This is a genomic window from Ramlibacter albus, from assembly GCF_014297445.1.
Lineage (GTDB): Bacteria > Pseudomonadota > Gammaproteobacteria > Burkholderiales > Burkholderiaceae_C > Ramlibacter > Ramlibacter albus.
This window is the reverse complement of record NZ_JACORU010000003.1, coordinates 136,288-155,687: the sequence shown is the minus strand read 5'-3', so window position 1 is coordinate 155,687 and position 19,400 is coordinate 136,288. Positions and strand designations below refer to the sequence as shown.

The following is a 19,400-nucleotide window of genomic DNA, read 5'->3' as shown; positions in this document are numbered from 1 at the left end:
CGCCTCCCCTTACGGCATGTCGAACCTGGTCCATTATCCGGAGCGCTCCCGCGCGCGACATGGGGCCGACCCGTACGACAATCGGGCGCGTGCCCCAACCCCCTCTTGCCTTGACGCTGGGCGACCCCGCCGGGATCGGCCCCGAGATCCTCGCGAAATCGTTTCGCGACGCGCCTTCCCAACTCGCGGGCTGCTTCGTCGCGGGCGACGTGGCCTGCATCCGCCGCGCGGCCGCGTGGGTCGCGGGCGCGGCGCCGCCCCTGCCGGTGGTGGTGCTGGACGAACCGCAGGAAGCGCTGGACGCGCCCCCCGGCTGCATCCCCGTGCTGCAGGTGGTCGATACCGGCGAGCCGCCGCCCGTGGGCCGCGTCGACGCGCGCGCCGGCCGCATGGCGGCGCAGGCGGTGCTGTGGGCCGCGCGCGCGGCACTCGGCGGGCGCGTCGCCGGCCTCGTGACCGCGCCGCTGAACAAGGAAGCGCTTGCGGCCGCAGGGCTGCCTTATCCCGGCCACACCGAGCTGCTGCAGGCCGAAGCCGCGGCGCACCGGGGCGTGCCGCTGGCCGACATGCCGGTGCGCATGATGCTGGCCAACGACGAACTGCGAACGGTGCTGGTCAGCATCCACGTCTCGCTGCGCGACGCGCTCAACGCGGTGACGCCGGACAACGTGGGCACCACGCTGCGAATCACGCACGAATCGCTCTCGCGCTCGCTGGGCCGCGCGCCGCGCATCGCGGTGGCGGGCCTGAACCCCCACGCGGGCGAGGGCGGGCTGTTCGGGCGCGAGGAGATCGACGTGATCGTGCCCGCCATCGCGGCCGCGCGTGCGAAGGGCGTCGATGCGCACGGCCCCTTCGCGCCGGACACCGTGTTCATGCGCGCGCGCAAGGGCGAATTCGACGTCGTGGTGGCCATGTACCACGACCAGGGTCTGATCCCGGTCAAATATCTGGGTGTCGAGAAGGGCGTGAACGTCACGCTGGGGCTGCCGCTCGTGCGCACCAGCCCCGACCACGGAACCGCTTTCGACATCGCGGGCACCGGCCGCGCCGATGCGTCCAGCCTCGTCGAAGCGGTGAGGGTGGCCCGGCAGCTGCAGCGTTGAATCCGTCACAACCGCTCCGCTACAATCGCGGGTTGACCCTGATTCAGCTTCCCAGCAATTCCCTCCCGAGGACTCCATGAGCAACTCCCCCGAGGACGCCAGCAAACGGACTTGGCTCATCGCCTCCGGCTGCGCCGGCGTCGTGGGCGGCGCTTTGACCGCCGTGCCCTTCGTCAGCAGCTTCCAGCCCTCCGAACGAGCCAAGGCCGCCGGTGCCGCGGTGGAAGCGGACATCTCGCAGCTCAAGCCCGGCGAGAAGATGACGGTGGAGTGGCGCGGCAAGCCCGTGTGGATCGTGCGCCGCACGCCCGAGCAGCTGGCCTCGCTCAAGAAGACCGATCCGCAGGTGGCCGACCCCAAGTCCGAGCGCACCGCCTTCCCCACGCCCGACTACGCGAAGAATGAGTACCGCTCGATCAAGCCCGAGTACTTCGTCGCTGTGGGCATCTGCTCGCACCTGGGCTGCTCGCCCACGGACAAGTTCCAGTCCGGCCCGCAGCCCTCGCTGCCCGATGACTGGCAGGGCGGTTTCCTGTGCCCCTGCCACGGCTCCACCTTCGACCTGGCCGGCCGCGTGTTCAAGAACAAGCCGGCGCCGGACAACCTCGAGGTGCCGCCGTACATGTTCCTCTCCGACACTCGCCTCCTGATCGGCGAAGACAAGAAGGCCTGACACCATGGCATTCCAGGAACGCGAAATCTCCCCGAACGCCCCGCTCACGGCCAAGCTGTACAACTGGTTCGACAGCCGCTTCCCGACGGCGACGGTCGAATACAAGAAGCACATGTCGGAGTACTACGCTCCGAAGAACTTCAACTTCTGGTACTTCTTCGGCTCGCTGTCGCTGCTGGTGCTGGTCATCCAGATCGTCACCGGCATCTTCCTCGTGATGCACTACAAGCCCGACGCCAGCCTGGCGTTCGGCTCGGTCGAGTACATCATGCGCGACGTGCCCTGGGGCTGGCTGATCCGCTACATGCACTCGACGGGCGCCTCGGCGTTCTTCATCGTCGTGTACCTGCACATGTACCGCGGCCTCATCTACGGCAGCTACCGCAAGCCGCGCGAGCTGGTGTGGATCTTCGGCTGCGCGATCTTCCTGTCGCTGATGGGCGAGGCCTTCTTCGGCTACCTGCTCCCGTGGGGCCAGATGTCCTACTGGGGCGCGCAGGTGATCGTGAACCTGTTCTCCGCCATCCCCTTCATCGGCCCCGAGCTGTCCCTGTGGATCCGCGGCGACTACGTGGTGAGCGATGCGACGCTCAACCGCTTCTTCAGCTTCCACGTGATCGCGATCCCGCTGGTGATCATCGGCCTCGTGGCCGCGCACATCCTGGCGCTGCACGACGTCGGCTCTAACAACCCGGACGGCGTCGAGATCAAGGGCCCGAACGCGAAGATGGACGAGCACGGCCACCCGGTCGACGGCATCCCCTTCCACCCGTACTACACCGTGCACGACATCCTGGGCGTGTCGGTGTTCCTGATCGTCTTCACCGCGATCATCTTCTTCGCGCCGGAGCTGGGCGGGTACTTCCTCGAGTACAACAACTTCATCCCGGCCGACCCGCTGAAGACGCCGCCGCACATCGCGCCGGTGTGGTACTTCACGCCGTACTACTCGATGCTGCGCGCGACGACCGAAACCATGGTCAACGTGCTGTGCCTGCTGGCCGCCATTGCCGCGATCTTCACGTTCATCAAGGGCAAACTGCCCGGGTTCGCCAAGATCGCGGTGATCGTCGCTGCCGTCGTCGGCATCCTGCTGCTCAAGGCCTTCGACCCGAAGTTCTGGGGCGTGGTCGTGATGGGCCTGGCGGTCATCATCCTGTTCGCGCTGCCCTGGCTGGACCACAGCCCGGTCAAGTCGATCCGCTACCGCCCGCGCTGGCACTGGTGGATGTACGGCATCTTCGTGGCCAACTTCTTCGTGCTCGGCTACCTGGGCATCCAGCCGCCTTCGGAGATCGGCACGATCATCGCGCAGGTCGGCACCATCTATTACTTCGGCTTCTTCCTGCTGATGCCGTGGTGGAGCCGTGTCGGCAAGTTCGACACGCCGCCCGAGCGCATCGTGTTCGCGGGCCACTGAGCAGGAGGACGACAGCATGAAAAAGATCCTCCTGACCCTCATCGCCGCGCTGGGCCTCGTGGCCGGCGCGCACGCCTCCGGCGGCGACACCGTCCACTGGGACAAGGCGCCGGGCCGCACGAACGACCTGCCCTCGCTGCAGAACGGCGCGAAGCTGTTCGTCAACTACTGCCTGAACTGCCACTCGGCCGCCTTCCAGCGCTACAACCGCCTGAAGGACATCGGCCTGTCGGAGCAGCAGATCAAGGACAACCTCCTCTTCGGCGACGCCAAGGTCGGCGAGACCATGAAGGCCGCCATCGACCCGAAGGAAGCCAAGGAGTGGTTCGGCGGCAACCCGCCCGACCTCACGCTGATCACGCGTTCGCGCTCCGGCCACGGCGGCACGGGCGCCGACTACGTGTACACGTACCTGCGCACCTACTACCGCGACCCCGCCAAGGCCACGGGCTGGAACAACCTCGTGTTCCCCAACGTCGGCATGCCCCACGCGCTGTGGGAATTGCAGGGCGTGCGCGAGCCGGTGTTCGAGAAGATGATGAGCCACGGCCACGAGACGCAGGTGTTCAAGGGCTGGAAGCAGGTGAGCCCCGGCACGATGACGCCGCAGCAGTACGACCAGGCGGTCGGCGACCTCGTGGCGTACCTCGAGTGGATGGGCGAGCCCGCCGCCAACAGCCGCGTGCGCGTCGGCGTGTGGGTGCTGGTTTTCCTGGCGCTCTTCACCGTCATCGCGTGGCGCCTCAATGCCGCTTTCTGGAGAAACGTGAAGTAACCCTTCGCGCCCCCCTTTCCAACACGGTCGACGCCGCAAGGCCGACCGTGTTTTCAGCTTTCAAGGAGCCCCCATCATGATGGTGCTTTACTCGGGAACCACCTGCCCCTTTTCCCACCGCTGCCGCTTCGTCCTGTTCGAAAAGGGCATGGACTTCGAGATCCGCGACGTGGACCTGTACAACAAGCCGGAGGACATCAACGTGATGAACCCGTACGGCCAGGTCCCGATCCTCGTGGAGCGCGACCTGATCCTGTACGAGTCGAACATCATCAACGAGTACATCGACGAGCGCTTCCCGCACCCGCAGCTGATGCCCGGCGACCCGGTGGACCGCGCGCGCGTGCGCCTGTTCCTGCTCAATTTCGAGAAGGAGCTGTTCGTGCACGTGAGCACGCTGGAGTCGCGCGCCGCCAAGTCGAACGAGAAGCTGCTGGAGAAGGCGCGCAACCACATCCGCGACCGCCTCACGCAGCTCGCGCCCGTGTTCCTGAAGAACAAGTACATGCTGGGCGAGAATTTCTCGATGCTCGACGTGGCCATCGCGCCCCTGCTGTGGCGCCTGGATTACTATGGCATCGAGCTGTCGAAGAACGCGGCGCCGTTGCTGAAGTACGCCGAGCGCATCTTCTCGCGCCCCGCCTATATCGAAGCGCTCACGCCTTCGGAAAAGGTGATGCGCAAGTAATCTCGCCGGAATGAACGCACTCGAGTCCACGTCCACCCGCCCGTACCTCATTCGGGCCCTGTACGACTGGTGCACCGACAACGGCTTCACGCCGTACGTCGCGGTGCTGGTGGACGACACCGTGCAGGTGCCGCGCGAGTACGTGAAGAACGGCGAGATCGTGCTGAACATCAGCTTCGACGCGACCTCGTCGCTCAAGCTGGGCAACGAGTTCATCGAGTTCAAGGCGCGCTTCGCGGGCACGGCGCGCGAGATCATGGTGCCCGTCAACCGCGTGATCGCGATCTATGCGCGCGAGAACGGGCAGGGCATGGCGTTCCCGGTGCCGGTGACCGCGGCGGCCGAAGATGCGCCCAAGCCTTCGCCGCTTTCGAGCGTGCCGGCGGCCGGCGGCGCCGAGGAGGGCAAGGTCGTGCAGCTGGTCAATCCGGAGCCGGGCGCGCCGGACGACGAGCCGCCCAAGCCTTCCGGCGGGCCACGCCCCGCATTGAAGCGAATCAAGTAAGAATCGCTGTCGAGCCGATTTAGCTCAGTTGGTAGAGCAACCGCCTTGTAAGCGGTAGGTCGTCCGTTCGATTCGGACAATCGGCACCACTCCCCGATACCAATGGCTGGTTCCGCGTCGCGAGACGCGCGAGCAAGATGCTCCGCGTCAACGTGGAGATGCCATGAAACGCGACTGGGCCGACGGCTACGTATCCGACATCACTTACTCGCACGGCTACTTCCATGAGCTGGCGCCCGCGTACCTGCGCTACCACCTGCTCGTGAACGGCCGCGCGTGTCCCTCGGATGGCGGGCGCTACACGTATTGCGAGCTGGGCTTCGGACAGGGCGTCTCGGCGAACATCCATGCGGCCGCCAACCCGCGCGGCGAGTTCTGGGGCACCGACTTCAACCCGGACCATGTGCTGAACGCGCGCTCGCTCGCGCACGAGGGCGGCCTGCAGGCGCATTGGCACGGCGACAGCTTCGAAGATTTCCTTGACGCGTCAACCCCGCACTTCGACTTCATCGTGCTGCACGGCGTCTGGTCATGGGTGAGCCCCGCCGCGCAGCATGCGCTGGTGGAGATCATGCGGCGCAAGCTCAAGCCGGGCGGGCTCGTCTACATCAGCTACAACGTGCTGCCCGGGTGGAACGCCGAGAAGCCGCTGCGCGACCTGCTCTTCATGCACGCGGAACACGAGGGCGCGCCCGACGCCCCGACGCCGGAACGCATCGCCAACGCATTGCAGTTCGCGCGCGCGCTGCGCCGCCACGGCTGCGCCTTCTTCACCGACAACGCGCGCGCGAGCAAGGCGCTCGACGACATGCTGCGCCAGGAGCCCGGCAGCCTCGCGCACGAATACTTCAACAGCTCGTGGTGGCTCACGTACTTCGCGGACGTCGAGCGCACGCTGCAGGCCGCGAGCCTGCGCTTCGCGTGCTCCGTCCACATGTCCGACGTGTCCGGGGAAGTGCGCGAGCGGCTCGCCGGTTCCGGCCTGGAGCAGCTCGCCTCCGGCATGCGCATGCGGGAAACCGCGGCCGACTTCGTGCTGGGCCGGCGCTTCCGGCGCGACATCTTCATGCGCGGCTCGGTGATGCTCACGCCGTCGCAGCGCTGGGCGATGCTCGACGAAGTCGCTTTCGTGCCGCTGCGCCCCGCGGCCGAAGTGGGCATGTTCCTCACCACGCCTTACGGCCAGATGGCGATGGACGAATCGCGCCTGCGCCCGCTGCTGCAGCGGCTGGGCGAGGCCGATGGGGCCATCACCCTCGCCGAGTTGCGTGGCATACCCGAACTCGAGGGCTGGTCACCGGAAGACCTCGTGCTCCACCTCTCCCGCCTCGTTGCGCGCCGCGATATCGCGCCGGTGTTCGCGGACGACGCGGCCTGCGCCACGGCGTCGGCGGCCAACGAAATGAACATGGCGATCGCAACGCGCGCATTGCACGGCGACTCGCTGCGCTACCTCGCCTCGCCGGTTGCCGGCGCCGGCGTCGATGCGGGCCGCCATGACCGGCTGTTCTGGCTGGCGTGGCACGAGGGCGCACGCACCGCGCCCGAAATCGCGCGGGCCGTGGCGCCCTGGTGCGGCGAGACGGCGGAGGCGCTGGAGCGCCGTGCGGAGCCCTTCATCACCCACCGGGCGCCCGTCTGGCGGCGCCTGGGCCTCACCTGACGACTGGTAGCACTTTACGCGGGCGAATTGAAGCCTTTAGGCCTCAATCCGGACCCGTCAACCCCTTCCCACCTTCAGGCGGATTGAGTTAACCTCGCATCCCCGCCGGCTGAGCTCGGACACCAAAGCAGGCACCACCTGCCTCAGCTTGGCCGCGGCGGCACTGTTGTCGACCAGCAGGCACCAGTCGGCCCCTTCGATCGGGCCCGGCCTGACGGCGGCGCGGAGCTGGAGGGGAATCAGGAATTCGATGGCCTTGAGCCGCTCGCCGGACTCGCGCGCGCGTTGCGCCAGCCGTGCGAGGGTCGGCGACTCGTCCGCAGCCTGTTGCAGGCTGACGGGGTGGCGGCGGTTCACGGGCGTCTGCATGCAGTGAGGGGATAGGCAAGTGCACTTCATTATCACGGACGCGTGGCTCGCCAAGAGCCGCGCGATCCACCTGAGCGGCACCAAGCTCGTGCTCGCCCTCGTCGGGCTGTCGTTCGCGCTGATGCTCTGCGCGGCGGGCCTCTACCACTGGGTGTTCCTCAAGGGCGCGCGCGAAGGCTGGCCGGTGGTGGGCAGCATGCTGCGCCTGGTCGTCAAGGACGAGTTCGAGCAGCGCGACCGGTTCATGCGCGAGAACCTCGACGCCATGGCGCGCAAGCTCGGCGAGATGCAGGCCAAGATGGTCCAGCTCGAAGCGCTCGGCGAGCGCGTGTCTGGCCTCGCGGGCGTCAACCCCGCCGAAATCCGCGCGGTCGCCGGCCGCGGCGGCGCCCTCGTGGAAGGCCGCCCGCTCACCCTGGAAGAACTGCAGAAGACGCTGGCCGACCTCGACGAACTCACTGCCAGCCGCGCCGACCTGCTCACGGTGATGGAGTCCCGCCTCTTCGACGCGAAGATCCGCAAGATGATGGTGCCCACGCAGCAGCCGGTCCAATCGGGCAACCTCGGCTCGTCCTTCGGCTGGCGCATCGACCCGTTCACCGGCCGCTCGGCCTTGCACACCGGCCTGGACTTCCAGGCCGACGTCGGCACGGCGATCCATTCGGCGGCCGGCGGCGTGGTGGTCACCTCCGAAGTGCACCCCGCCTACGGCAACATGGTCGAGGTGGACCACGGCAACGACCTCGTCACGCGCTACGCCCACGCATCGAAGCTGCTCGTCAGGAAGGGCGACCTCATCAAGCGCGGCCAGAAGATCGCCGAGGTGGGCACCACGGGCCGCTCGACCGGGCCGCACCTGCACTTCGAGGTGCTGGTGCAGGGCGTGCCGCAGGACCCGCAGAAATTCCTGGCGGCCGGGCAGAACATGCCCCCGGTGGCGCAGGCCACGCCGGCCGGCCTGCACAGGTAAAATCCCTCGCTTTGGGTGCGCCGGCCGTTGCAAACGGCTCCGGGGCCCCCATGTCCTCACGACGAACAAAAGGATTGCGCTGCCCCGCAGGGCCGCACCGCGCATGGCGACCAACATCCTCACCAAGATCTTCGGCTCCCGCAACGACCGCCTGCTCAAGCAGTACCGCCGCACGGTCGAGCGCATCAACTCGCTGGAGCGCGAGCTCGAGGGCCTGGCGGACGACGCGCTGAAGGCCAAGACCGGCGAATTCCGCCAGCGCCTCGAACAGGGCGAAGAGCTCGACGCCATCCTGCCCGAAGCCTTCGCCGTCGTTCGCGAAGCGTCCAAGCGCGTCATGAAGATGCGCCACTTCGACGTGCAGCTCATGGGCGGCATCGCGCTGCACCAGGGCAAGATCGCCGAAATGCGCACGGGCGAGGGCAAGACGCTCACCGCCACGCTGCCGGTGTACCTGAACGCGCTGTCCGGCAAGGGCGTGCACGTGGTCACGGTCAACGACTACCTCGCCAATCGCGACGCGCAGTGGATGGGGCGCCTGTACAACTTCCTGGGCATGTCGGTCGGCGTGAACCTGCCGCACATGCCGCGCGAGGAGAAGCAGGCCGCCTACCGCGCCGACATCACCTACGGCACCAACAACGAGTACGGCTTCGACTACCTGCGCGACAACATGGTCTACGAGGTGGCCGACCGCGTGCAGCGCAAGCTCAATTACGCGATCGTCGACGAGGTGGACTCGATCCTGATCGACGAGGCGCGCACGCCGCTGATCATCAGCGGCCAGGCCGAGGACCACACCGACCTGTACATCGCGATCAACCGCGTGGTGCCGCTGCTGTCGAAGCAGGAGGGCGAGGCCGACCCGCGCACCGGCGAGGGCGTCACCAAGCCGGGCGACTTCACGGTCGACGAGAAGACCCACCAGGTCTTCCTCACCGAGCAGGGCCACGAGAACGCCGAGCGCATCCTGTTCAACCTGGGCCTCATCCCCGAGGGCGCGTCGCTCTACGACCCCGCCAACATCTCGCTGATGCACCACCTGAACGCGGCGCTGCGGGCCAACCACCTGTACCACCGCGACCAGCATTACGTGGTGCAGGACGGCGAGATCATCATCGTCGACGAGTTCACCGGCCGCCTGATGCAGGGCCGCCGCTGGAGCGACGGCCTGCACCAGGCCGTGGAAGCCAAGGAAGGCGTCTCGATCCAGCCGGAGAACCAGACGCTCGCGTCGATCACGTTCCAGAACTACTTCCGCCTCTACGGCAAGCTGGCCGGCATGACGGGCACGGCCGACACCGAGGCCTACGAGTTCCAGGAGATCTACGGCCTGGAGACGGTGGTGGTGCCGCCCAACAAGCCGAGCAAGCGCGACGACCAGCTCGACCGCGTGTACAAGACGGCGCGCGAGAAGTACGAGGCGGCCATCCAGGACATCCGCGAGTGCTACGAACGCGGCCAGCCGGTGCTGGTGGGCACGACCTCCATCGAGAACTCCGAGATCATCTCCGAGCTGCTGAAGAAGGCGAACCTGCCGCACCAGGTGCTCAACGCCAAGCAGCACGCACGCGAGGCGGACATCGTCGCGCAGGCCGGCCGGCCGAAGATGATCACCATCGCCACCAACATGGCGGGCCGCGGCACCGACATCGTGCTGGGCGGCAACGTCGAGAAGGCGGTGGAAGCGGTCGAGGCCGACGAGGGCATGGACCCGTCGGCCAAGCGCGACCGCATTGCCGAGCTGCGCGCGCAGTGGCAGAAGGACCACGAGTTCGTGGTGGCGCAGGGCGGCCTGCGCATCATCGCGACCGAGCGCCACGAGTCCCGCCGCATCGACAACCAGCTGCGCGGCCGTTCGGGCCGCCAGGGCGACCCCGGTTCCTCGCGCTTCTACCTGTCGCTGGACGACCCGCTGATGCGCATCTTCGCGGGCGACCGCGTCAAGGCGATCATGGAGCGCCTGAAGATGCCCGACGGCGAAGCCATCGAGGCGGGCATCGTCACGCGCAGCATCGAGAGCGCGCAGCGCAAGGTGGAAGGCCGCAACTTCGACATCCGCAAGCAGCTGCTCGAGTACGACGACGTCGCCAACGACCAGCGCAAGGTGATCTACCAGCAGCGCAACGACATCCTCGACGCGAGCGAGCTGGGCCCCCAGATCGCCGCGCTGCGCGAAGGCTGCTTCACCGACCTCGTGCACGGCTACGTGCCGGCGGAGACCGTGGAAGAGCAGTGGGACATCCCGGGGCTGGAGCAGTCGCTCCTGAACGACTGGGGCATCTCGCTGGAGCTGAAGAAGCTCGTGGAGTCTTCCGAGAGCCTGACCGACGAGGACATCGCGGAGAAAGTGGTCGCCGCCGCGAACGAAGCCTTCGACGCCAAGGTCGCGCAGATCGGCGCCGAGAACTTCACGCAGTTCGAGCGCATCGTGCTGCTGCAGACGCTGGACTCGCACTGGCGCGAGCACCTCGCCGCGCTGGACTACCTGCGCCAGGGCATCCACCTGCGCGGCTACGCGCAGAAGCAGCCGAAGCAGGAATACAAGCGCGAGGCGTTCGAGCTGTTCGGGCAGATGCTCGACTCGGTGAAGAACGAAGTGACGCGCGTGCTGATGACGGTGCAGGTGCAGTCCGGCGAACAGCTGGAGCAGGCGGCCGAGGACATGGAAGACCGCGCGGAGCGCATCGCCAACGTCACCTACACGGCGCCCACCGAAACCGGCGAGGTCGAGTCGCAGCTGGACGAGAGCACCGCGCGCGCGGCGTCACAGGGCGGCGGCGCCGCTGCCGCGGCCGCCTTCGCGATGGCGCATGTCGGACGCAACGACCCCTGCCCCTGCGGCAGCGGCAAGAAGTACAAGCACTGCCACGGCCGCCTCACCTGAGGACTTTCGATGACCTGTCAGACCTGACAGGGTGCGTGCAGCGCCGGCGCACGTTTGCGCCTCCAATGCGGTCTGGAACCACACCGGGAGGGGACGGATGCGTGAACGCCGGCGGTCAGGGCTGGACCTGCCGCTTCTCCTGCCGCGCGAGCCAGTTCGCGTAGCTGCTGCTCGGGTCGGGGCAGTGCTGCGGGTCGAGCGCGAAGACGGCGCCGTACAGGTTCGCGTCCTTGGTCACCCGGAACGCGGTGGCGAGTTCGATCTCGCCCGCGCCGCCGAGCGCCTGCCGCAGCTCGATGCTTGTCAGGCGGCGGCCGGCGCGGATGTCCTCGATCGCCTCCGCGTCCAGCCCCTCCAGCTGCGCGAGCTCCGCCTGCGCAACCAGCCCGTCGCCCGTCTCCAGCTGCAGCCAGCCGACGTTGCCGGCGCTGTCCATCCCGAGCACGCCGAACGGCTCGCCGAGCACGACGTGCTCCACCCAGCGCTTGCCCACGAAGGCCGCGAGCTCGTCGGCGACGGCCGTCGTGCGAAGCAGCGCGTTGTGCTCCGGTTTCAGCGTCGCGCGCCAGATCTGCGCATGCCGCGCGTGCGGGGTCGTGAGCAGGTGCTCCACCGCCTCGATCAGGCGGCGCGAGATGTCGGGCGTCTGCTTGGGGATGAACTGGTCGATGAGCCCGCGGTTGAACGCGCGCACCGCGACCTGTTCGTCCGCCTGCCCCGTGAGCAGCACGCGCGAGCCGGGCCAGTCCACCAGCTCGCCGAGCACCTGCAGGCCGTCCATGCCCGGCATCGAATAGTCCACCACGCACACGCGCGTGAGCGCGTAGCGCTCGGTGTACTTGGACCAGTACGCGAGCACCTGCGGCACGAGCGGCTTGCCCTCGCGCCAGCGCTCGATCAGCTCGTGCTGGTTCCACGCATCGGCCTCCCAGAACGGGGGCTCCTGCTGCAGGTAGGAGATGCATGCGGACGGGCGCTGGAACAGCTTCACGTGCCACTGGCGCGGCAGCACCATCGCGAGCATCTCGAGGTAGTCCGGGTCGTCGTCGAGGAAGACGAGGGTGCCGGGGCGATGAAAGAGGGGGAAGCTCATGGAATGGGGAGGTGCCTCAGACCAACCGGTCGCTGCGTGCGCACGCGGCTGTCGATGCATGGGTCCATGCTATTGTCCCGGTTCTTTCGATAACCGTCGATGCATCTACCTGTTAACTTTGACAGTGTGAGCCTGGACGGGCTGCTCAGCGACTGGTTGAGTGCATTGCGCGAGTTTTCCGTGGAAGCGGTCGTGGTCCTCGGGCCCGATCCCTTCGGCGGCGTGGAGGACAGGCAGGTGGTGGCGGTGCATCCGCCGCTGCTCGCCGACGCCGCGAAGGCACTGGCCGACAGCCACGACTTCGGCGCGCCGTGGCGCGCGTCCGACGCGCCCCTGGTCGCGTGGCAGCACATCGCCAAGTCGGACAGCCTCGACACGAGCCGCTGGCGCCAGTTGTGGCTCGCGCACGGCTTCCAGACCGTCGTGCGCGTGGAGTTCCCGCTGCCGGTGGGCCGCGCGTTCGAGTGCTTCATGTTCAGCCCGCGCGAGCTCACCGACCGCGCCGAGGCCGCGTCGATCGTGTGGTCCGCGATGAACATCTGGCCGCTGGTGAGGCGCTCGATCGCCACGGCGCGTTCGATGCTCAGCCCGCGCGAGCGCGAGTGCCTCATGCTCGCCTTCGAAGGCAGGACCGCCAAGGAGAGCGCGCAGAGGCTGCGCTGCTCCGAACGCACGATCAACTACCACATCTCCAACGCGATGAACAAGCTGCGCGTGGACAACAAGATGGCCGCCATCCAGCGCGCCTGCTGGCTCGGGGCGATTTGATCGCCACCCCGGAAGGGGTATATTGCTCCGCCATGAGCGACGATGCCGACCGCACTGCCTCCCTCATGACGCCGGCGAAGCTGGCGCAGCTGGCGCAGTCCAAGCCCAAGCCCGCGGCCACCCCGGCGGCATGGCTCGACAAGATGGCGAGCGACGCCGGTGCCGTGCACGTGGCCCGCCTGATGGAGCTGCGCGCGCAGTTCGAGGCGCAGCCCGGCGGCGGCGACCTGCAGGGCTGCACCGACAGCCTCGCCGAAGCGGGCACGGCGCTCGACCGCCTCGACTTTTCCCTGCTCGGCCAGAACAAGGGCCTCTTCGCGCGCATGACCGGCAAGGGCAAGACCGCCGGCGCGGAATTCGCGCGGCAGTACGAGCAGGTCCTCGAGGCGGCCGAGCGCGTGAGCGTGCAGGCGAAGAAGCTCGCCACGCACCAGCAGGCACAGGCCGCGGCGGCCGACCGCGCGCTGGTGGAGTTCGAGGTCGAGACCAACGGCCTGGAGAAGATCATCGACCAGGGCGCGCGCTGGCTGCAGGACATGCGCGGCCAGCTCAAGACGCGCCAGGCCGAGGCCGGCGGCGACGAGGAGAAGCTGCAGCAGGTCAAGGAAGACGCCGCGCGCTGCGAACTGCTGGTCGCCCGCCTGAAGCTCCTGCGCGCCGCGAGCAGCGCCGCGCAGCAGGCACGCCAGGCGGTGCAGGCCACCGCGGCGCGGCGGCTCGCGCTCGTGCAGTCTCTGCAGCAGCGCATCGCCGGTGACGTGAAGGAGTGGCAGGCACGCATGTCGCCCGTCGCCGCCGCGGCCGGCGAAGGCAGCTCGCCAGCGCCTGCCCTCGAGGGCCCGCAGGAAGCGCAGCGCGTGCTCAAGCAGCACCTGGGCGAGGCCATCGCGGACTGCGGCCAGTTGCGCGAAGCCGAGAAGTCGCAGGCCGAGGGCGTTGCGGCCCTCGCCGAGCACCTGCGCGCCGCGATGTAGCGGCGGTCGCGCCACCATGACCTTCCTGGCCATCGACGTCGGCAACACGCGCCTTAAGTGGGCGCTGTACGAAGCCGGCCGGCCGCATGCGCCCATGCTGGCGCACGGCGCCGAATTCCTCGAGAACATCGACAAGCTCTCCGATGGTCCTTGGCAGGCGTTCAGCGCGCCGCAGCGCATGCTGGGCTGCTCGGTCGCCGCCGACGCAGTGAAGCGCCGCGTCGAGGAGCAGATGGAGGAGCTGTGGGACGTGCCCGCGCACTGGGTCGTCTCCAGCGCCGCGGAGGCGGGCCTCACCAACGGCTACGACCACCCCACGCGGCTCGGCGCGGACCGCTGGGTCGCGATGATCGGCGCATGGCACCGCCTGCAGGCGCGCAAGGAGCCGCCGCGGCCGATGGTGCTGGCGATGATCGGCACGGCGGTCACCGTCGAGGCCGTCGATCCGCAGGGCCGCTTCCTGGGCGGCTTCATCCTGCCCGGCCACGGCATCATGCTGCGCGCGCTGGAGTCCGGCACCGCCGGCCTGCACGTGCCCACGGGTGACGTGCGCGAGTTCCCCACCAACACGAGCGATGCGCTCACGAGCGGCGGCACCTTCGCCATCGCGGGCGCGATCGAGCGCATGGTGCAGCACATGCGAAGCAGGAGCGGGCAGGACCCGGTGTGCTTCCTCACCGGCGGCGCGGGCTGGAAGATGGCGCCGCACCTGGCGGAGCGCTTCGAGCTGGTGGAGAGCCTGATCCTCGACGGGCTGCTGGAGATAGCGCAGCACCGCTGGCCCACCTGATCAGGCGGCCAGCCCTTCGATCGCCTGCAGCAACGCCTCGCGCGCCTGCACGAGCACCGCTTCTTTCCACTCGTGCGTGTCGGTGTAGAACGCGTCCATCATCTGCTGCTTGATCTGCCGCGCTATCTCCGGCGGTGCGCCTGGGTGCGTGTGCAGCCATTGCTCGGCGCGCAGCGCGTTCACCGTCTGCATCACGGGCACCGTGCCGTATTCCATCGCGATGCCGGTGTACTCGGACTGCGGGCACTCGTCGTAGACCGAGTTCCACATGAGGCCGGTGAGGAAGGCGGACGTGGACGAGCCGTCGAAGATCGAAGTAACCGGCGTGCGGCCGCCGCCGTCCCACCACTTGCGCGCACGAGCGACAGTTGCTGCGTCGTCCACGCCGGCGTAGATCCGCTCGCCGACGCCGCTGGGCCCCAGGCCCGTGTGGATGTCGATCCACGCGATGCGCGCGGCGCGGCGGCCGTGCGCGCGCAGCACTTCGCGCAGCTGGCGGTTGCTCCACGTGGGCGCGGTCCCGCCGAAGAAAAGACCGTCGGGGAACTCGTGCTGCCCGCCGCTCACCGCGGCCTGGTAGGCGGCCTGGCCGCGTTCGGCCACGAACTTCATCAAGGCCGCTTCGTTCTCCTGCGTGGGCGGCCACTGCGCAGGCACGAGCCACGGGTGGATCTCCGCGTACGCCGGGTTGCGGGGCAAGGGCCTGGAGAAATCGTGGAAGTTGCGGTTGATGTCCACGTTCTCGTGCGTCACACGCCGCACGTGCGAGAAGCCGTAGGGATTCAGCGCGTGGATGTAGAGCAGCGCCACGCCGGCTTCGCGGGCGCGGCGGCGCGGTTCCTCGTCGTGCAGCGTCGCAAGTTGTACCCCGCTGCCGCAGTAGCCTTCCACGCCGTGGCAGCCGCTGGAGAGGATGAGCACGCGCTGCGCATTGGGGTCGCCCTCGCGCGCGACGTCCATTGCGAGCTCCTCGCCGTCCCGCCCCTTTTCGGGATGCACCAGCGACTCCACGGGAATGGAGCGCTCGCGCACGGCGGCGAGGAACTTGCTGCGGGCTTCGGCGTAACTGGCGGAAAAGTGGCTGTCGATCGCCTCGGCCATCAGCGGGCCTTCGCGAGCCAGGCTTCGGCCAGGCGCACCCAGTAAGTGGCGCCCAGCGGGATCAGCTCGTCGTTGAAGTCGTAGCTCGGGTTGTGCAGCATGCACGGCCCGCCGCCATGGCCCATCTCGCGATGCGTGCCGTCGCCGTTGCCGATGAAGCAGTACGCGCCGGGCTTGGCCTGCAGCATGAACGCGAAGTCCTCCGCGCCCATCGTGGGCTCCTGCACCTTGACGTTGTCCGAGCCGACGATCGACGCCATCACCGAGCGCGCGAACTCGGCTTCGGCCGCCGAGTTGACCGTGGGCGGGTAGTTGCGCTTGAACTCGAACGTGCACTGCGCGTCGTGGGCCGCGCAGGTGTGCTCGGCCACCTGCTTCATGCGGCGCTCGATCATGTCCTGCACTTCGGTCGTGAACGTGCGTACCGTGCCCTGCAGCTCGCAGCTGTCCGGCACCACGTTGGTGGCTTCGCCGGCGTGGATCATCGTCACGGAGATGACGGCCGCGTCGATCGGCTTCTTGTTGCGGCTGATGATGGTCTGGAAGGCCTGCACCATCTGGCAGGCGATCGGCACCGGGTCGATGCCGTTGTGCGGCAGCGCGGCGTGGGAGCCGCGGCCGCGGATGGTCACCTTGAATTCCGCGGTGGACGCCATCACCGGCCCCGGCGCGACGGCGAACTGGCCCACGGCCATGCCGGGCCAGTTGTGCATGCCGAAAGCGGCCTCCATCGGGAACTTCTCGAACAGGCCGTCCTTGATCATCTCGTGCGCGCCGCCGCCGCCTTCCTCGGCGGGCTGGAAGATCAGGTACACCGTGCCGTCGAAATTGCGGTTCTTCGCGAAATGCTGCGCCGCGGCGAGCAGCATGGCCGTGTGCCCGTCGTGCCCGCAGGCGTGCATCTTGCCGGCGTGCTGGCTGGCGTGCGCGAAGGTGTTGAACTCCTGCATCGGCAGCGCGTCCATGTCGGCGCGCAGGCCCACGGCGCGCGAGCTGGTGCCGTTCTTCACGATGCCCACCACGCCCGTCTTGCCCAGGCCCCGGTGGATGGGGATGCCCCATTCCGTGAGCTTGGCGGCGACGACGTCGGCGGTGCGCACTTCCTGGAAGCACAACTCGGGGTGGGCATGGAGGTCGCGGCGGACCGCGGCGATGGACGCGGCTTGCGTCACGATCGAATCGAGCAGGTTCATGGGTGGGTCCTGGGTACTGCGGGAGCCCCACAGTCTATCGAGCAGGGGCGCCGGGCGCCATCGGGAAGATTCCGCCAGAATCCGGCCATGCAGTTCCCGCTTTCCGACCGCGCGCTCGAGCTGGCGCGCAGCTTCGTGCGCCTGAATACCGTCAGCGCCAACAGCAACCTCGCCCTCATCGAAACGATCCGCGACGAGCTGGCGCGGCTGGGCGTGAAAAGCCGCCTGACCTTCAACGCGGAAAAGACCAAGGCCAACCTGTTCGCCACGCTCGGCGCAGGCAAGCCGGCCGGGTTGATCCTCTCCGGCCACACGGACACGGTGCCCTGGGACGGGCAGGCGTGGACCGACGACCCGCTGGCCGCCACGGTACGCGACGGGCGGCTCTACGGGCGCGGCTCGGCGGACATGAAGAGCTTCATCGCGATCGCGGTGGCGAACGCGCAGCGGTTCCTCGATGCCGACGCGCCTTTCGCGCTGCACTTCGCGTTCAGCTACGACGAGGAGGTGGGCTGCTTCGGCGTGAAGGAGCTGATCGCCGACATGCGAGAAGCGGGCATCAAGCCCCTGGCCTGCATCGTGGGCGAGCCGACGAACATGGTGCCCGCCATCGCGCACAAGGGCGTGTACCGGTACCGCTGCTGCGTGCGCGGCAAGGAGGCGCATTCATCCCTCACGCCGGCCTCGGTGAATGCCATCGAGATGGCGGCGCGCGTGGTCGGGCGGGTGCGGGACATGGCCGAGCGCTTCGAGCGCGAGGAGCCGCGCTACGAAGGCTTCGACGTGCCGTTCTCCACCGCGAGCGTGGGGCAGTTCCACGGCGGCATCGCGGACAACGTGGTGCCGCGCGACGCCGAGTTCCGCTACGAATTCCGCGACCTGCCGACGGCCGACGCGCGTGCGATGCAGGCGGAGGTGGTCGCCTATGCGCGCTCGCTGGAACCCGCGATGAAGCGCGTGGCGCCCGAGGCGGGCATCGCGTTCGACACCATCTGCGAGATCCCGAGTTTCCTCGGCTCCGAAGCCGACGCGGTCACGCGGCTGGCGCAGCGCCTGTCGGGCGAGGCTCGCACGACGCTCGTGGCGTTCGGCACGGAGGCGGGCCTCTTCAAGAACGCCGGCATCCCCACGGTGGTGTGCGGGCCCGGCAGCATCGTGCAGGCGCACCAGCCCGACGAGTACGTGACGCTGGAGCAGCTCGGCCGCTGCGAGCGCTTCATGCAGCAGCTCGCGGCGACGCGGGAGCTGGCCTAGGTCATTCCCTCACCTTGCCTTGTGAGTCGATCAGGCTCAGCTGCACGAGCTTGGAGCCCACGCGGTCGTCCGCGAAGTTGATGCGGAAGCCGCCCACGCTGAGCTCCTCCATGCCTTCGAGCGCCTTGCGGAACTTCGCGCGGGTCGGAGCCTGCGGCAGGCGACGCAGCGCCTCGGCGAACACCCGCGCGGCGATGTAGCCTTCGAGCATGTACACGTTGGGCTTGGCCCCGGCAGCTTTCGCGTCCTCCATCAGCTCGCGCACCACCGGGACCTTGGCCGTGTCGCTCCTCGGCACCACGCGCACGACCACGACGCCGGCGCCCGCCGGGCCGAGCGCCTCGGCCAGCAGGCTCTCGCCCGCGTTGGAGAAGCCGTAGATCGGGCCGCGGAAGCCCTTGGCGCGCAAGTCGCGCACGGCGCTGGCGGCGATGGCGGCGTCGCCCACGACGAGCAGCGACTCCGGCTTGGCAGCAATTGCCTTCGTGACGGCGTTGGCCACGGAGCCCGCGCCCATCGCGGAGGTCACCAGCAGGTTCGCGCCCATGCTGGTCATGGTGCGCTGGGCGGAGTCGAGCGCGGCCAGCGACTCGCCGTCCTGCGCGTGCAGGATGCCGAGCTTGCGCGCGCCGAGCGTTTCGGCGTGGCGCGTGATCGCGGCGGCTTCCTCGGCGTAGCCGGGCCGCAGCGAGAACACGTTGCCGTAGGCCGCGCCGCGGAACTCGTCGGCCGCCGCCATCGGGGCGAAGAGCAGCAGGTCGGTGTCCTTGAACGAGGGGTAGGCCGCGGTGACCTGCGGGGAGCCGTAGTAGCCGAAGAGGGCGAACACGCCCTGCTCGATGAGCTTCTTCGTGTTGGCGGCGGTGGTCTCGGCGTTGCCGCGGTCGTCCATCGTCACCAGCTCGATCTTGCGCCCGTTGACACCGCCGGCCGCGTTGAGGCGGTCGAAGTACATCTTCGCGCCCTGGTGGAACTGCGTCGCGAGCGCCGAGCCGGGGCCCGTGAGCGCGAGCGACTGCCCGATGGTGATGGACGACTTGCCCACGCCGTCCTGCGCGTGGGTGGTTACACCCGCGGCGGCCAGCGCCGCTACCATCACGATTCGAACGACTGCTGCGGCGAACTTCATGTGTTGCTCCTTCGGCCCGGGGGCCGGGTCTCCTGCGCGCGA

Annotated in this window: 18 protein-coding genes and 1 tRNA gene; 14 read left to right on the top strand and 5 right to left on the bottom strand. The window is 68.4% G+C overall.

Features of this window, described 5'->3' with window-relative positions:
• Positions 1 to 89: 89 nt before the first annotated feature.
• From pdxA to H8R02_RS10040, 8 genes are all read left to right on the top strand, one after another.
• Positions 90 to 1,106, top strand: a complete 1,017-nt coding sequence (gene pdxA, locus H8R02_RS10075) for a 4-hydroxythreonine-4-phosphate dehydrogenase PdxA (RefSeq protein WP_354004895.1) — start codon at positions 90 to 92, stop codon at positions 1,104 to 1,106.
• Positions 1,107 to 1,182: 76 nt separating this feature from the next.
• Positions 1,183 to 1,779 (top strand): ubiquinol-cytochrome c reductase iron-sulfur subunit, encoded by a 597-nt coding sequence (gene petA, locus H8R02_RS10070; RefSeq protein ID WP_187081269.1) that lies wholly within the window; start codon positions 1,183 to 1,185, stop codon positions 1,777 to 1,779.
• 4 nt (positions 1,780 to 1,783) lie between these two features.
• Positions 1,784 to 3,199: a cytochrome b gene (locus H8R02_RS10065; RefSeq protein WP_187081268.1), complete on the top strand. Its 1,416-nt coding sequence runs from the start codon at positions 1,784 to 1,786 to the stop codon at positions 3,197 to 3,199.
• 16 nt (positions 3,200 to 3,215) lie between these two features.
• On the top strand, positions 3,216 to 3,974 hold the full coding sequence (locus H8R02_RS10060; RefSeq protein ID WP_187081267.1) for a cytochrome c1: 759 nt from the start codon (positions 3,216 to 3,218) through the stop codon (positions 3,972 to 3,974).
• 76 nt (positions 3,975 to 4,050) lie between these two features.
• Positions 4,051 to 4,662: a glutathione S-transferase N-terminal domain-containing protein gene (locus tag H8R02_RS10055; RefSeq protein ID WP_187081266.1), complete on the top strand. Its 612-nt coding sequence runs from the start codon at positions 4,051 to 4,053 to the stop codon at positions 4,660 to 4,662.
• A 10-nt stretch (positions 4,663 to 4,672) separates the two neighbouring features.
• On the top strand, positions 4,673 to 5,167 hold the full coding sequence (locus H8R02_RS10050; RefSeq protein ID WP_187081265.1) for a ClpXP protease specificity-enhancing factor: 495 nt from the start codon (positions 4,673 to 4,675) through the stop codon (positions 5,165 to 5,167).
• 13 nt (positions 5,168 to 5,180) lie between these two features.
• Positions 5,181 to 5,256 (top strand) — tRNA-Thr (locus tag H8R02_RS10045).
• Between the two features lie 74 nt (positions 5,257 to 5,330).
• A complete protein-coding gene (locus tag H8R02_RS10040; protein ID WP_187081264.1) occupies positions 5,331 to 6,830 on the top strand; it encodes a class I SAM-dependent methyltransferase in 1,500 nt (499 codons plus the stop codon).
• A 57-nt stretch (positions 6,831 to 6,887) separates the two neighbouring features.
• On the opposite strand, the gene H8R02_RS10035 is transcribed toward H8R02_RS10040, so the two are convergent.
• On the bottom strand, positions 6,888 to 7,187 hold the full coding sequence (locus H8R02_RS10035; RefSeq protein ID WP_187081588.1) for a DciA family protein: 300 nt from the start codon (positions 7,185 to 7,187) through the stop codon (positions 6,888 to 6,890).
• 31 nt (positions 7,188 to 7,218) lie between these two features.
• Between H8R02_RS10035 and H8R02_RS10030 the strand changes: the two genes are divergently transcribed.
• Both H8R02_RS10030 and secA read left to right on the top strand, forming a co-directional pair.
• On the top strand, positions 7,219 to 8,169 hold the full coding sequence (locus H8R02_RS10030) for a M23 family metallopeptidase (RefSeq protein WP_187081263.1): 951 nt from the start codon (positions 7,219 to 7,221) through the stop codon (positions 8,167 to 8,169).
• A gap of 103 nt (positions 8,170 to 8,272) precedes the next feature.
• Positions 8,273 to 11,056, top strand: a complete 2,784-nt coding sequence (secA, locus tag H8R02_RS10025) for a preprotein translocase subunit SecA (protein WP_187081262.1) — start codon at positions 8,273 to 8,275, stop codon at positions 11,054 to 11,056.
• Positions 11,057 to 11,171: 115 nt separating this feature from the next.
• Here the strand turns inward: secA and H8R02_RS10020 are convergent, their stop codons facing one another.
• Positions 11,172 to 12,149: a DNA-binding transcriptional response regulator gene (locus tag H8R02_RS10020; protein WP_187081261.1), complete on the bottom strand. Its 978-nt coding sequence runs from the start codon at positions 12,147 to 12,149 to the stop codon at positions 11,172 to 11,174.
• 126 nt (positions 12,150 to 12,275) lie between these two features.
• Between H8R02_RS10020 and H8R02_RS10015 the strand changes: the two genes are divergently transcribed.
• From H8R02_RS10015 to H8R02_RS10005, 3 genes are read left to right on the top strand one after another with little or no spacing between them, the layout of a single operon-like run.
• Complete coding sequence (locus tag H8R02_RS10015; RefSeq protein WP_354004894.1) at positions 12,276 to 12,917, top strand: helix-turn-helix transcriptional regulator; 642 nt, start codon at positions 12,276 to 12,278, stop codon at positions 12,915 to 12,917.
• 32 nt (positions 12,918 to 12,949) lie between these two features.
• Complete coding sequence (locus tag H8R02_RS10010; protein WP_187081259.1) at positions 12,950 to 13,891, top strand: toxic anion resistance protein; 942 nt, start codon at positions 12,950 to 12,952, stop codon at positions 13,889 to 13,891.
• 16 nt (positions 13,892 to 13,907) lie between these two features.
• Complete coding sequence (locus tag H8R02_RS10005; protein ID WP_187081258.1) at positions 13,908 to 14,681, top strand: type III pantothenate kinase; 774 nt, start codon at positions 13,908 to 13,910, stop codon at positions 14,679 to 14,681.
• Here the strand turns inward: H8R02_RS10005 and H8R02_RS10000 are convergent, their stop codons facing one another.
• Positions 14,682 to 15,782, bottom strand: coding sequence for a M14 family metallopeptidase (locus tag H8R02_RS10000; protein ID WP_187081257.1), 1,101 nt, complete (start codon positions 15,780 to 15,782; stop codon positions 14,682 to 14,684).
• A complete protein-coding gene (locus H8R02_RS09995; RefSeq protein ID WP_187081256.1) occupies positions 15,782 to 16,975 on the bottom strand; it encodes a M20 aminoacylase family protein in 1,194 nt (397 codons plus the stop codon). The genes H8R02_RS10000 and H8R02_RS09995 overlap by 1 nt, the downstream gene beginning before the upstream one ends.
• Positions 16,976 to 17,062: 87 nt before the next feature.
• On the opposite strand from H8R02_RS09995, the gene argE reads away from it, so the two are divergent.
• Positions 17,063 to 18,229 carry an acetylornithine deacetylase gene (argE, locus tag H8R02_RS09990; protein ID WP_187081255.1) on the top strand — a complete coding sequence of 389 codons (1,167 nt, stop codon included), beginning with the start codon at positions 17,063 to 17,065 and terminating at the stop codon, positions 18,227 to 18,229.
• Between the two features lies 1 nt (position 18,230).
• Here the strand turns inward: argE and H8R02_RS09985 are convergent, their stop codons facing one another.
• Positions 18,231 to 19,358: an ABC transporter substrate-binding protein gene (locus tag H8R02_RS09985; protein WP_187081254.1), complete on the bottom strand. Its 1,128-nt coding sequence runs from the start codon at positions 19,356 to 19,358 to the stop codon at positions 18,231 to 18,233.
• Between the last annotated feature and the right edge of the window lie 42 nt (positions 19,359 to 19,400).

Excerpts from the sequence above, each read along its gene's own strand:
- H8R02_RS10060 (WP_187081267.1), top strand. The coding sequence starts at position 3,216 with ATGAAAAAGATCCTCCTGACCCTCATCGCCGCGCTGGGCCTCGTGGCC.
- H8R02_RS10065 (WP_187081268.1), top strand. The coding sequence starts at position 1,784 with ATGGCATTCCAGGAACGCGAAATCTCCCCGAACGCCCCGCTCACGGCC.
- argE (WP_187081255.1), top strand. The coding sequence starts at position 17,063 with ATGCAGTTCCCGCTTTCCGACCGCGCGCTCGAGCTGGCGCGCAGCTTC.
- secA (WP_187081262.1), top strand. The coding sequence starts at position 8,273 with ATGGCGACCAACATCCTCACCAAGATCTTCGGCTCCCGCAACGACCGC.
- H8R02_RS10000 (WP_187081257.1), bottom strand. The coding sequence starts at position 15,782 with ATGGCCGAGGCGATCGACAGCCACTTTTCCGCCAGTTACGCCGAAGCC.
- H8R02_RS10005 (WP_187081258.1), top strand. The coding sequence starts at position 13,908 with ATGACCTTCCTGGCCATCGACGTCGGCAACACGCGCCTTAAGTGGGCG.
- H8R02_RS10055 (WP_187081266.1), top strand. The coding sequence starts at position 4,051 with ATGATGGTGCTTTACTCGGGAACCACCTGCCCCTTTTCCCACCGCTGC.
- H8R02_RS10010 (WP_187081259.1), top strand. The coding sequence starts at position 12,950 with ATGAGCGACGATGCCGACCGCACTGCCTCCCTCATGACGCCGGCGAAG.
- H8R02_RS10040 (WP_187081264.1), top strand. The coding sequence starts at position 5,331 with ATGAAACGCGACTGGGCCGACGGCTACGTATCCGACATCACTTACTCG.
- H8R02_RS09985 (WP_187081254.1), bottom strand. The coding sequence starts at position 19,358 with ATGAAGTTCGCCGCAGCAGTCGTTCGAATCGTGATGGTAGCGGCGCTG.
- petA (WP_187081269.1), top strand. The coding sequence starts at position 1,183 with ATGAGCAACTCCCCCGAGGACGCCAGCAAACGGACTTGGCTCATCGCC.
- H8R02_RS10050 (WP_187081265.1), top strand. The coding sequence starts at position 4,673 with ATGAACGCACTCGAGTCCACGTCCACCCGCCCGTACCTCATTCGGGCC.
- H8R02_RS09995 (WP_187081256.1), bottom strand. The coding sequence starts at position 16,975 with ATGAACCTGCTCGATTCGATCGTGACGCAAGCCGCGTCCATCGCCGCG.
- H8R02_RS10020 (WP_187081261.1), bottom strand. The coding sequence starts at position 12,149 with ATGAGCTTCCCCCTCTTTCATCGCCCCGGCACCCTCGTCTTCCTCGAC.